The following is a 14,094-nucleotide window of genomic DNA, read 5'->3' on the forward strand; positions in this document are numbered from 1 at the left end:
CGGGCATTGATGTGACCACAAGTGTCCGCATTGACATTGGTGACGTCCGGCCATCGCTTCAAATCAGTTTCGAGCAGGCTCGCCCAGGTACCCCGATCCCGCATCGTCTGGTCACGTCTTCCGTTCGTCTCGAGACCAAGCTAAAAGTCGGAGACGATCGGAATCACCATCGTGCAGCGCGCTGGATTCCCGCAGCATTTGCTGGCAGGCGCAAGACCGCGCAAGAGGTGTTTGAGATCGCGGGGGTGAGCTCGTTGGACAAAGACAGCAAGTCACGGGCCGTAACCAACATCCTCATAACGGGCGGGTCACAGGCTTGGAAACTGTCGGCCGGTTTTGTCCTGACGATATTCTCGACGCGGAATCTTGCCCCGTCCGACTTCGGCCTGCTCGCCATGTCTGCGACGGCTGCAACGTTCCTCGGGCTCATCAAGGACGTCGGCGTTGGACAGGCCATCATTCAACGCACGGAAATCGCCAAGGGCCAGATCGATGCGCTGTTCTGGCTGTCGGTGCTCGCTTCCGCGGCATCTGCTCTCATTCTGACGTTGAGCGCGCATCCGGTTGCGCTGTTCTACGGCGATGCGAGGCTTCAACAGCTCATGATCGCAATTGCCGGCCTAAGTTTCATTGCTGGCCTTCAGACCGTTCCGACGGCGCTGCTTGCCAGAGAATCCCAGTTCAAGGCCCTGGCAATCCTGGATGTCGCTGCGACAACCGCTTCCGTTGGCGCGGGAATCGCCGCCGTGATCGTCTTGAGAGACTATTGGGCACTTTACCTGTCCACGCTCGTTCTCACGGTCATTTCGACAGTCGGGATCTGGGCCTATTCCGGTTATCGCCCTGGATATCCCGATCTGGACAGCGAGACGCGACACATGGCGCGATTTGGCCTGCACGTGTCAGGATTCAACCTCGTCAACTATCTCTCGAGAAATGCGGATAACATTCTCATCGGCAAATTTCGAGGCGGCGAGGAGCTCGGCCTGTACGATCGGGCCTATAAGCTGTTGCTGCTGCCGATCGTCCAATTGCACAACCCGATCGGCCAGGTGATTGTCCCGCTGCTTTCGCGGCTTCGTTTCGATAAGGAGAGATATCTCAGCACCTACAGCGATGCCCTTTCCATGATTATGTTCATATGTCAGCCAGGCATCGTATTCGCCATCCTGCTCTCGGAGCCGCTCTTCAGAGTTCTCCTTGGCGAGCAGTGGGTGGGTGCAGCCACGATTTTTTCCTGGCTTGGTGTTGCGGGCTTGATCCAGGTCGCAACCGCGACAGCAGCTTGGCTGTTCCTCAGTCAAGGCCGTGGCCACGAGTACTTCAGGCTCGGCGTTTGGACCGCCCTGATCAACGTGACCTCATTCCTCGTCGGTCTTCCCTGGGGCGCGCTTGGCATCGCGGCGGCGTATACGCTGGTGAACTGCACCGTCGTGCTGCCGCTTTACGCGATATCTATCGGTCGTCATGGCCCGGTGACGACCAGGAGCCTGGTCCAGACGACTGTCCCACATTGGATCAGTTGTGGCGTTGCGGCGGCCGTCACAAGGATTTCGATGATCTCATTGCTGGATGGAAACTGTTTCGCTGGGCTGGTTACGCTGCTGGCGCTTGCCTATGCATCGTATCTCCTCGCCATGATCTTCTTCGCGCGGAAACGGGAACTTGCGAAACGCGTAGTACGCAACGTTGTTCGAAAGGCAAAGACCTTCAGCGAAGCATGAAGTCATGCAACTCCGCCCGATGGACATCAATGGGGGTTACCGCGTGAACGGCGTCGACCGGATGAAGGCTCGAGTCAACATCTGGATAAGTGATGGCCACGAGGAGCCCTGCCTTGGCCGATTCATGAAAAGCCTCGTTGATTACCTCATATGCGGTGGGGATAGCGGACTGCTCGAACACGAACCCGTCGTCTCCCAGGCGCGCGGTGCCGACGGCCGGTGCGGTAGGAGGAGGCTGCGACGGCGCAACCGTCGAAAAATCAAAGCCGGCCTTCGGAGGGTCGATGACCAGCGTGCCCCCGGATCCGTCGCTCGAGAGATTGAAGGTCGACTTGGTATAGTCCCCAACGAGCGAGATATGTGCCGTGTGATTTTGAGCATCCACCACAGTCAACACGCCACCGGCTGTATCGCCAGAAAAGGACGCCCACGTTCCCGCTCCGTACGCGATATCCTTCAGGTCGATATGATTGGAATTGGACGCGGTGCCGTCACCTGTCAGGCCGATGAGCGTTCCCGTAAATTGCGACGCGTGGTCCAACACCAGATTGCCGGTCGACGCCTTGAAGGTGATCGACCCGGAAGCGGCGCCGGACAATTCGAGCGTGGCGCCGGGGTCGACCGTCGCGGCCTGTGACATATTGCCGAGATTCAATACGACATTTCCGGAGATCTTGAGGATGGTCGATGACGTATTGATTACACCATCGCCGTTGAGGTCCTGATAAAACGTCGTCTCGACCGCTTTAAGAGCAGGATCGGTCGGGGACACCTTGTTCAGGAGGTTCGATACATAGTTGCCATTGCTGTCCGTCGTCCACACACAGAGTTCGCCGGTGGCCGGAATCTTCCAGGCCACCTCATAGCCGCTGGTCGTTTGCTCCACGCCCACCGGCGTCCAAGCGCCGAACTGTCCCGACACAACCGCTACGCCGCCGTACTTCAAGGTCGGTCCCGCGCCGCTGGCGCTCGCGTCGAGCAGATAATTCGAGCCGATCTGAACCAGGCTGGTAGAGCCGGACGCCTCGATTGTCGTGCCTGAAACCTTCTGGGGCGTTGGTGGAAGACCAATCACGCCATCACCGTTGAGATCCTGGTGAAATAGGATCTCGCTCGACTCAAGTGCCGGGTCGGTGCCGGACACCTTGTTCAGATAGTTGGATGCGAAATTGCCGTTGCTGTCGGTGCTCCAGACCGCGAACTGGCCCGTCGAGGAGATCTTCCACGCGACGAGATAGCCGTTCGACGACGCTTCCGCAGCCACCGGCACCCATGCGCCAAGCTGCCCCGCGACAACCGCCGTTCCGCCATTCTTCAAGATCACCGATGAGCCGGCCGTCGAAAGGTAGAAATTGCCTCCCGACTTGATGAGCGCTGTCGTGCCGGTCGCTTCGATCACTGTACCGACGGCGGCGCTGAAAGCGCTCGAAAGCTGGCTCAAATTGCCGGCGATGTCGGTGGCGGTCGCGGTGAAGCTGTGTTGCCCTGCCGTGAGCGATCCGGTGGTGACGCTCCAGGCCCCATTCGTCGCAGCGACGCCCGTGCCGAGCAAGGTCGAGCCTTCGTACAGCCGGACAGTGCTTCCGGCTTCTGCCGTGCCGGATACGATTATCGCGCTCGAAGCTCCAGGTGCGCCCGAGGTCAGGACAGGTGCAACCGGGGCACGCGTATCGACCGTGACGTTCAACGCACCGGAGGAAGCGCTGACGTTGCCGGCGGCGTCCGCGGTCTTGCCGGTAAAGGTGTGATTGCCGTCCGCCAACGTTGCGGTAGCAAAGGACCAGGCTCCGTTGGTATCGGCAATCGCCGTTCCGATCATCGTCGCGCCGTCGAAGACCTGCACCGTGCTCCCGGCGTCCGCGGTTCCAGTCAAACTCACGTGGTTGACATTGGTGACGCCATCGCCGGCAACGTTGCTGTCTGGCGAGAACGACGCGAGCTTGGGCACGTTCGGGGCGACCGTATCGACGGTGACATTCACCCCGGCTGAGAGCGCGGTGAGATTGCCGACACCGTCCATCGCCGCGGCGGCAAAGGCGTGGCCGCCTTCGGCCAGCATTGTGGTCGCCATGCTCCAGTTGCCGTTACCGTCGGCGATCGCCGTGCCGATCTGAGTTGTCCCGTCGAAAACCTTGACGGTTACACCTGCCTGCGCGCGACCGGTGAGGATCAGATGATTTGTATTGGTGAGGCCCGACACGATCGCGCCGCTGTCGTTGACAGCCGAGATCGTCGGCACGGCGATAGATGTCATCGCCATCGGCGAATTCGTCGCGGAAACGAATGAATAGTCGGCCGACGTCAAGCTGGTTACGCCCGCGATGCGCAGCGTGTCCGCTCCACCCGCGTAGTGAACGGTCCAAACGTCGTTCACATGGGTCAAATAGGCGCCGCTATCGTAGCCTTTCAGAATCAGCTTGTCATGTTCGGCAGTCGCGCTCGTGAACACGTGGAAATCGGCGACCGTATCGTTGCCGCTGGCTACATTGTAGATGAACGTATCGTTTCCGGCTCCTCCGGAAAGCCAGTCATTCCCGCCCGCGCCATCCAGGAAATCGTCGCCGCTCGAGCCGACCATACGGTTTGCCGTTTGGTTGCCGACGCCCGCAAGCCCGCCCATCATCAACGTCAGGTTTTCGACGTTTGCCGACAACGTGTACGACGTCCACGCCTCCACGCTGTCAACGCCGCCGCCGGGATTTTCGACGATTTTCTGGTTCGCGCCTCCGATGACGTAGGTATCGTCGCCGTTCCATCCGACGAGCGTATCATCGATATTGACCGCCGAGAGCTTGTCGTTGGCCGCGGTGCCGTACACCATGCGGCTGCTCGCCTTCCCGCTGATCCACGACGTGATCGTCCCGCCGACCGGGAGTGTTGCTGGCAATTGGAAATCGTCGCTGGTGAATGCCGAGACCGTCGTGTTGCGGAACACCAGGGTGTCCTGGCTGGTCAACTTCAGGCAGACGTCGCTTCCGACCTGGGTCATCGCCGCCCGCACGTCGGCGAATGAGGTGAAGGCAAAGCCGTTGAGCTGGACGACATCGTGTCCGGCGCCTGATCCCGGCGAAAAGTCGGTTATGATGTCCGAACCGTCGCCGGAGTTGACCACGAAACTATCCACACCGCCGCCGCCGGTCAGGATATCATTGCCGAGCCCGCCGGTGATCACGTTTGCCGCGGCATTGCCGATGATGATGTTGGACTGAATATTGCCGGTGGCGTTGATGGCGGCCGAACCGGTGAGGGTCAGATTCTCGACGTAGCTCGAAAGCGTATAGCTCACCGAGGCGTTTACCGTGTCGATGCCTCCGCCATAGGCTTCGATAACCTTCGCACCGGAATCGGTGACGACATAAGTGTCGTCGCCGGCACCGCCGGTCATGACATCGTTGCCTCCTGCACCACCGATCAGGTCATTGCCGGACGTGCCGCTCAGCGTGTCCGCAGCTGCGCTTCCCGCGATCGTGTTGGTCGGCGTGCCACTCGTGAGCAGGGTGTAGTTCGCAAGCGTGTACTCCGGCAATTGATAGGCTTTGATCGAATCGATGGTCATCGTCGCCGTCGATCCTGGAGCGGCGTTGCCGGGCCAGCTCCCGCCCATCGCCAGATTGGCGATCATGTACATCGCCGTATTCATGTCGGCGGGCGTGGCCTGCTGCGCGACCTCGTTCCCGTCGACGAAGAATGTCAAGTCGTAAGGCGTCCATTTGAGCGCGAACGTGTGTTCTCCAGTGGTCAGGTTGGCTGTATTTGCCCAGCCCCCATTGGTCGCCGGCGCGTAGGGCGAGTGAATGGCCCAATGCGCCTGGTCAGGATCCTGACCAAAGGCTTCGAGCACATCGATCTCAGTATTGAGGTTATTGGCCGTGCTGGGCAGCATCCAGAACGCCGGCCACGCACCGCTTGTGCTGGGCAGCGTGGCTGTCATCTCGAAATAGCCGTAGGTCTGGGTAAAGCTGTTCTGGGTTGAGATCATGCCCGACGAAAATATGGCACTGCCCGTATAGGGCGTTGCGCTCGCAGGCAACGGTTGCGCCGTGATGACGAGGTGACCGTCCTGAATCGAGAACGGATTGAGCCCGAGCGACGTTGATGCCTGGGCGGCCGGCAGCCCGGAAAAGCTGGGATCGACATACACCTCCTGTTCGCCGGCCAGCCCGTACCCTGCGGCTCCGCTCCAGGCATAGCTCGTGCGCCAGGTCAGGCTCGGATCCTGACCGGCGGAGAGCGTGTTGAAGTCGTCGTTGAAGGTCTGGACCAGTCCGGTCAGGGGACTGACGATGTTTATATTGGCGGCCGTGAGATTCTGAAGGCTGGTGTTTTCAAGCGTTATCGTTTCGCCGCCAGCGATCGTCAGGACAAGGTCGGTGCCCACCGGCTTCATGGCCGCCGTGACGTCGGCGAACGTCTTGAAGCCGGTGTTGTTGAGCTGCAGGATGTCCCCGCCCGCGCCGGCCCGAAAGTCGGTGACAATGTCGTTGCCGTTGCTCGCTCTCACGATAAAAGTGTCGCGACCGGCCCCACCGGTCAGCACATCGTTGCCTCGCCCGCCGTCGATCACGTTGTCGCCGGCATTGCCGGCAATGAAGTTGTTGAGATCATTGCCGGTGGCGGGAGACGGAACGCTATCTGTCAGGACAAGATTTTCGACGTTCGGCGCATTGACGAGGCTGTATCCGTTAATGTTCCAGACACGGATCGTATCGATACCCTCTCCGGCCTGCTCGACGACCTTGGTGTTGTGGTCATAGACATAGTAGGTGTCGTCACCTGCTCCGCCGATCAGCGTGACGCCCGTGCCGCCGGCCTCCATGCCGTCATTTGTCACACCGGTCGTCAGCGTACCGCCCGCGGCGACGGTACCCGCCCAGTTCCATGCCGTTCCGCTCGCTGGCAGCGGATTGTCCAGCGCGACATTGCTTGGAACCAACGTCGAAAGCGCAACGTTCTGCAGCGTCAGGGTTTCGGTCGACGACAGCGTTACGACCGTATCGGAGCCCACTTGGGTGGCCGCTGCCAGCAAACTGGCGAACGTCGCAAAGCCGTAGTTTTGCAATCGCAACACATCGCCGCCCAAGCCCGCCTGAAAATCAGTGACGGTATCGGAGCCGTATCCCTTCGAGACAACGAAAGTATCGCTGCCTGCGCCTCCGGTCAGAACATCGTTTCCGGTACCGCCAAACAGAACGTCAGTACCGGCGCTTCCATTGATAATGGTCATGATGGATTGCGTGCTCCTTTTACGTGCACACAACTATGCACGCGTTCAAAAGAGCCTTATGGATTCGACGCAATTTGACCCATGACGCGAGAATCAGCTGACGGCCTGGAGATTTCTGCGGAGACACCGTAGTGCTACGGGCTGACGTGAAGTCCGCGCTGATCTGCAACAAGCACGCTCAGGGCAGTACCGGTCATTCACCGGGCGAGCAGGTTCCGGCTATGGAACCGTGTTCCGCATCCGATATGTGAGCACTTCATCTTGCGAAGTGCCTGTTACGCACGCTCCTCGACTCGCCAGGACTTTCGCCGGAGGACCCTCAGCGCGAACCCGGCCGTTTTCAATGCACACCACGTGGTCCGCATCGCGCACTGAATCCAGGCGATGTGTTATCAGCAACAAGGTTCGGTTCTTGAATTGTAGCTGGATCGCGCGTCGAATGCTGTCCTCGAGCGTCAGATCGAGGGCGCTCATCGCTTCGTCCAGGATGAGGAACTTCGGATTGCGCACGATCGCTCGGGCAAGACCAAGGCGCTGCCGCTGACCGCCTGAGAAGCGCAGGCCGTGCTGTCCGATCCAGGTGTCGTATTTGTCCGGCAAGGCCTCGACGACCTCTGAAACGCCCGCGACCTGTAGCGCCCGCCGAACCTCTTCCTCGGAGGCGTCGTTCTTGGCCATCCGAACGTTCTCGATCACCGTGCCTTCGATCAGGTCCACATCCTGCCCCGCAATCGCGAGCATGCCGAGCCAATCGGTTCGCCGAACGTCTTCGATGGATCGCCCATCAACCCGTATGATACCCTCGTTTGCCGAATAGAGCCGCAACAATAGATTTACGATCGTGGTCTTACCCGCTCCACTGGCTCCGATGAGCGCAGTGGTCTTGCCCGCAGGAATGTCAAACGAAGCATCCAAAAGAGCGGGGTCGGTACCGGCATCATAGCGGAACGTCACGTTGCGAAATGAGATGCCGTTCTCCAGTTTAGCCACGGCGACGTGCCCGGCGGTCGGATACTCCTTGTCACCTGTCGAGAGCATGTGTCTGATGGACCGAAGCTGCGGCTCGATCTGCGCCATATACAGCAAGTTCCCTTCCAGATCTCGCATATGCGGCTGCAATCGATAGAGCAACGCGACCGCGGTCAGGCTGGTCGCGAAGCCGATTCCCCATAGATCAGCGAACGCGATTACGAGAAACAGCACGAAAAGATACCCCACCTCCGTCAGAGGCGAGACCAGGGCGGATAGGCGCGCAAGGCGCAGCGCGACCTCTCGGGCCTGCGCCGAAGCCTGCTCGAAGCGCTTTTGGTGAATCTCCTCCTGGCCATACGCGCGGATCGTTCGCATGCCCTGGAGTGTCATCAGCATATGCTCACCCAGCTTTTGATGAACCAGCTTTACGCCGGCACCCAATCGCTGCATTGGCAGCGAAAGATGGCGCAATCCCGCCGATATGATCATCGAGGCGACGAGGGCGACGACCGTTACCTTGATCGAGAGCGCCAACAGAAAAGATGCGAAGAGAAAAACCGAACACGAACTCACGACAATGCGGGTCAGACTGGCGTATGCCCCGGAGATCACCCATGTCTCGGTTCCCAACACCTCCATGAGATAGGCTTCGTCATGGCGTTGGAAGAACGAATACGAAGTTGACAGATATTGCAGATGAACGCGGTTGCGCGCGACTTCATTGATCTTCTCTCCGACACGCGCACTGATCAATGTGTTGACAAAGGAAAGAGCACCGCGAGAAATGATGAGAAGGAGCAGCACGAGGGCAGTTTCGGTCGAGCTGTGAAACCAGTTCGCCGCATATCGAAGCGCTTCGCCCAGCAGGCCGCTGGTCGACGTTGCAAGCTCCACCTGACCCATGGCGAAATAGAAGAACAGGAGCACGAGAGTAATCCCGACCGTCTCCGCCAACGATGTCGCCAGGCCAAGGACGATCAGCGCGGGCGTCACCCAGCCGGGCAGTGGAGCAAGCTTGAGCAGCTTGAACAGTTCGACCAATGCAGCGCGGCGAGCAGCTCTCGGACTTCGTGTGTTGTTCGCGTGCTCTGTCATCGCGATTGACTCGGATCGCCGATGGCAAATAACGAAGCCGGGGGTCGGACCACCTTGCGACGCTGATGACGCCATTTCCACCGGACTTCCAAGACGGTATCCCGCGGCACATCGTGCACGGCGACCCTGAGCGCCAGCAAGGGATTCCGTCTGCAAAGCTGTCCAAGGATTGAGACGAAGTACCACAACTGACCGCCCGTCAGAGCTCTCCGAAGCAGCCAACGCGCATAGTTTCTGAAGCCCAGGTCGAGGAGCGCCATGCGCTCTGGGTGCCGCGCCATGATCTCATCGGCGACCAGCATCCAGGACCGGAACATCCGGGGCATGTTGCTTGACATGTTGTTCGGAAGGTAGCGGTAGCCGATCTGGTACTCGGGCACGACCGCGAAGTGGTACGCCTCCGCGACACGGCAATAGAACAGCAGATCTTCGCAGCCTTCTGCCCCCGACGCCCTGAGTCCGCTCTCGAAACCTTTTGCAGCTGTGAGGGCTTCCCGGCGAACTAGCGCCGAGCTGCCGTTGCCAATGAAATTTCCCTGACAGAGATAGTCCAGCACCTCGCCTGCATGAAAGACGGGGTCGGACCTGGCACTTACGCGACTATCGGCATCGATCCAGTCATACCAGCTGTAAACCAGACCAGTCCGCTCCCCTGCATCAAGCAAGGCTTGAAGCTGTTGCTCAATCTTGCGAGGCGTCCAGAGATCATCGGCATCAATGAACGCGACGAAGTCCGCGCGCGCGGCCTGCCAGCCCGCATTCCGGGCGGCTGCCACCCCTGCATTACGCTGTTCTATGATTGTTACGCGAGAATCCTGAACCAGATGCCGCTGGACAACTGCGACCGTGTTGTCTGTGGAGCCGTCGTCCACGACAATGATTTCCAGCTCGCGGTGCGACTGGGATCTGACGCTGCGAAGCGTCTCATCGATCGTTGCACTGGCGTTGAAGGCGGGAATAACCACACTGACCAGCAGCGCACCGCTACTCATTGATACTGCTCCAGGCAGCGCGCGAATGTGTCCAGCGTGAAATCGCCTCTGACCTCAATTCGCGGCAGGTCCAACAGATTGTCCTTCAGTGTTGCGGCCCGGCTGACCGTGTTGAACACGGTCTTGTAGCCGCATTCGGCTGCGAGGATTCCAAGCCGCTGATTGGTAGAGCCAAAAGGCGCAGCAAGCGACGTTATCGAGCGCCCAAGCCATCGCTCCAACTGTGCACGGGATCGCGTCAGTTCCTCGGCGAGAGTCCAGGTCGCAAGTTCCTGGCCGCGCGGGTGGCTCGCCAAATGGCTACCAAAGGATACGCCCTCGGCGGCAAGCCCGGCGATCCTGGCCGCATCGAGCAGCGAAGCGGGCTCTCCAAACGGCGCATCCCATTCAGCCCGCTTTCCCACGAAATCGGTCGCAATGAACACCTCCGCCGAGAAATCGTTTGCCTGCAAGATCGGCCATGCATACTCGGCAAAGTCCTGGTAGCCATCGTCGAAGGTGATCAGCACCGGCCTGCCCACGAACGGATGATTGCTTGCTACGAACCAGGCGAGCTGATCCGAATTGATCGTGTGGTAGCCATTGCGGCGAAGCCACAGCATCTGCTGCCCGAACGCATCCGGAGACAAGCGGTACCGCGCCAGTTCGTCTGGTCCTTCTGTCGCAATTCGGTGATACATCAGGACCGGAGCGTGCGTTCGTCTTTCGCATTGCGCGACGTCAAACCTGCGCGCCACGGCCCCGCCCCACACGATGGATCGCGCAAGCTCGACCTCAATCGGCGCGTCGATAGTCGCGCATTTCACCTGTATGTCAGGGGCGGCTTCGCCCGGGAGTAACCGCCTGAACCGATCGATACGGTAAAGCTCCGTCTCGATCGATGTCTCCAGGGCGAGCCCGGGCACGCCCTGGAGAATCCGCCTAATCGTCTCCGCCCCATACGGACTCTCCCAGTCGAGGCCCGTTCGCGACATGTTGTCCTTCAGCACAAAGGCATGGGCCGCCACCAGGTGACCGCCAGGACGCAGCGCCTGCACCAGTCGCTTCGCGACCGATTCTAGTTCGGCCTCGTCATTAAGGTAGTAAAGGACCTCGGAGCAGACGATCAGATCAGTGTCCTGTGGGAGCGGATCGGCGGACAAATCCAATTGAGTGAATTCGATATTCTGATGGCCATTGCATCGAATACGGGCGCGATCGAGCGCCTTGGTCGAGATATCGGCGGCCCTGAGGCGCTTGACCTTGGGTGCCAATTGCCATGTGAAATGTCCCTCCGCACACGCAAGCTCAAGCGCGTGATCCACTGGCCGGTCAGGCAGGAGCTCGAGCTGCCGGCTATACTTTTCCTGTTCATATGGCGAACCGTAGTTCCAGGGATCCTCTTGCTCGAAGAAACCCTCCCAAAATTTCTTGCGCGCGGTGTCTCGAGATCTTCTGACACATGGCATAGGACTGCTCGAAGCGGAGATGCCCGAGATGGCTCGCGACCGCGCCTCACGTGAGGCCCGCGAGGCCAACTCGCGTAGCCGCCCCCGGTGAGTATCTCGGCCGTCTCGCATGAAGGATTGAAGTCGTTCTGTCCGCTTGTGGAGTGCGATTTTTGCCCGAACCAGCCTTCCGATCTGGTCTTTGACCTGCAAATGAACGAGGCCATGGGCGGCCAGCGCGATCCAGAAGCGGTTGTTGACAGTGCCGAGGGCACCAATATCGAGCAGCGTCAGGATGCGAGGCCCGTCACAGAGATAGACATACAATCGATCGACAGTCCCGATCGGCCTGATGGTATCGATACGGCGAAGGTCAACGCGCGTGCCGAACGTCAACGTGAGGACCCTGGGCGCCGAAAGGTCGTCATAGTCGAGCACTTTTCGCTCAAAGCGGTATTGACACTTTCGCCCTGCCGCCAGGTCGCTCCATGCGTGCCCCATTGCTGAAATGAGGCTGGTTACGCCCTTCCCGTATTGCGGCCACCGTTCCGCCAGCCTGGCGGGCACCGTTCTTGCCCCGACCATCACGGCATCGAGCAAAACAGAGGCAACGAAGTCCGCCGTTGTCTCGGTGTTTGGAATGTCGCTGAGCGTTTCCGGCGATGGATCGCTGGCATTCTGGCGGCCGCAGTCAAATCCGGCACACCAGAGGGCGAAATACGCGTACGCCGCCGCGGCGCTGCCGGATGCAGTTGACGCTCCAGCTTGATGTGCGGGTGCCGGCTCGCTGACGCGGTCGTCACTCGAAAATCCGCGTGCAATAACCACACGCGCGTCGGCCAGCATCCGTTTGACATCTTGCGTCAGTGAACGGTCGCTTGTCCGGTAATAGCTCAATTTCTCGTCGACATGGATCCACCTACCGCCGCAGCGGGCGATCCGTTGCCACAGGTCCCAATCCTCGCACGTGCGGAGGCTGGTCTCAAAGCCGCCGACCTTTGCAACCGCGCTCTTCAAGACGAGCACGCCATGGATGAACGTGGCACACGTCCGAGCGAAACGCTCGAAGGCGTTGTCCTGGATGGCCGGATCGCAGCGAACGGGAGTTTCACTGCCGTCAGGCATAACCCGGCAACAGTTGCAGTAGGCCGCCACCGCCGAGGGGTCGCGATCCAGCGCAGCATTCATCTGCGCAAGAAAGGATCGATCAATCCAATCGTCACTGTCCAGGAACAGTATTCGTTCGCCGCGCGCGCTGGCAATTCCCTTGTTGCGGGCACTGGAAGCGCCTGCTCCGTCAGACTGTAGAACCCGAAAGCGGGAATCCCGCGCCGCGTATTCAGCAACGATCTCGGCCGTGGCATCGATCGAACCGTCATCCACGACAAGCGCCTCCCAGGAGGGGGCGCTCTGCGCGAGCAGGCTGTCAAGCGTTTCAGCAAGGGTTCCCGCAGCGTCGCGGGCGGCGATCACGACGGACGTACGCGGATGGGCTGTCATCTGCGAAATCTTTGGCGATGATAGAACAGCAATCCGGCGAGATATCCGGTCACCTCCTCCTTCAGGAAGCGGTCGCGAATGCTGTCTCCTTCCATTGCTTTCCGGAGCAGCCGAGCGAGGTACCAACGCGGCTTGTGATAGTAGGCCAGACGCCGGTTCGCCGAGATGCCGGTTCGCTCATACTGCACCAAAAGTGCGGCCGCATGACCGCGCATGTAATGATAGATCTGGCTGGCCAGTCCATCCATTGTCCTGCGGTGAAAATGGAATGCGACTGACGCCGGAGTGTAACGACACGTGTAGCCGCCCGCCAGCAATCGATACCAATACTCCGAGTCGCCCGAGCAGCCGGCCTGACCGACGTCCAGGCGCTCATCAAAGAGCCCGACGGCCTGAAACACCTCACGCCGGAACGCCATGCTCGCTCCGGCGCCGAGGTCCCACGCGGGAAGGACCTGGCCGTGATGCGATCGGAAGGCTGCGCTGTCGTAATCCTGTTCGCGATAGCCCTTGCCGAATCCCCAATACGTCTCGAAGTGCCGTTGCGCCTCGGTCGCGAGCTCGGCGGGAAGCACAAGCCCAGTCACCGCGCCGACCTCGGGAGAGTCAAACGCACATGTCAGTTGCTCCAGCCAGCGCGGGTGAAGCAGCACATCGTCATCCGTATAGGCGACAATATCTCCAGTCGCCTGGAGCGCGCCGGCATTGCGCGCAATGTCCAAGCCGGATCGGTCCTCCCGAATGTAGGTTGCTGCCGCGGCCAACGCGACATCCCGGGTCCGCCGATCGCGCGATGCATTGTCTACGACGATGATTTCTCGCGGAGGACGGGTCTGCTGCGGCAGCGACGACAAGCATTTGCTCAGCTCGTCCGGACGGTCGCGCGTGCAGATCACCACGCTCGCCGAGAGCCTCACTTTCGTCGGGGTTCGCACTTGGGAATCGACGGCTGACAGGAAGGTGTCGTCGATATGATCGATCCTGGCGTCCGTTATCTGGCCTTCATGCATTAGCACATGGCCGATCGGCTGGTCGGCGCGCCAGAACACCGTCATGCCCTCGATCAATGTCGTTTCCGCAACATCGGACGCCGACGTCACGGAGACATGCGCCACGCCTCTTCCCAGTCCAATTCCTGCGAATCGCGTATCGATCATCTT

The 14,094-nt window shown here is 60.0% G+C and carries 6 protein-coding genes; 1 reads left to right on the top strand and 5 read right to left on the bottom strand.

Annotated features, from left to right (window positions below):
• Window positions 1-11: 11 nt before the first annotated feature.
• Complete coding sequence (locus N2604_RS33475) at window positions 12-1,724, top strand: lipopolysaccharide biosynthesis protein (RefSeq protein WP_260372231.1); 1,713 nt, start codon at window positions 12-14, stop codon at window positions 1,722-1,724.
• Here the strand turns inward: N2604_RS33475 and N2604_RS33480 are convergent.
• The 5 genes from N2604_RS33480 to N2604_RS33500 form a co-directional block, all read right to left on the bottom strand.
• Entirely contained in the window at window positions 1,711-6,948 is a 5,238-nt protein-coding gene (locus N2604_RS33480; protein WP_260372232.1) for an Ig-like domain-containing protein, read from the bottom strand. The genes N2604_RS33475 and N2604_RS33480 overlap by 14 nt on opposite strands.
• 219 nt (window positions 6,949-7,167) lie before the next feature.
• Complete coding sequence (locus N2604_RS33485; protein WP_260372233.1) at window positions 7,168-8,961, bottom strand: ABC transporter ATP-binding protein; 1,794 nt, start codon at window positions 8,959-8,961, stop codon at window positions 7,168-7,170.
• 50 nt (window positions 8,962-9,011) lie between these two features.
• Window positions 9,012-10,007 carry a glycosyltransferase family 2 protein gene (locus tag N2604_RS33490; protein WP_260372234.1) on the bottom strand — a complete coding sequence of 332 codons (996 nt, stop codon included), beginning with the start codon at window positions 10,005-10,007 and terminating at the stop codon, window positions 9,012-9,014.
• Complete coding sequence (locus tag N2604_RS33495; RefSeq protein WP_260372235.1) at window positions 10,004-12,934, bottom strand: trifunctional glycosyltransferase/class I SAM-dependent methyltransferase/polysaccharide deacetylase; 2,931 nt, start codon at window positions 12,932-12,934, stop codon at window positions 10,004-10,006. The genes N2604_RS33490 and N2604_RS33495 overlap by 4 nt, the downstream gene beginning before the upstream one ends.
• Entirely contained in the window at window positions 12,931-14,049 is a 1,119-nt protein-coding gene (locus tag N2604_RS33500; RefSeq protein WP_260372236.1) for a glycosyltransferase family 2 protein, read from the bottom strand. Before N2604_RS33500 ends, N2604_RS33495 begins: the two co-directional genes overlap by 4 nt.
• Between the last annotated feature and the right edge of the window lie 45 nt (window positions 14,050-14,094).

Source organism: Bradyrhizobium sp. CB1015 (assembly GCF_025200925.1).
Lineage (GTDB): Bacteria > Pseudomonadota > Alphaproteobacteria > Rhizobiales > Xanthobacteraceae > Bradyrhizobium.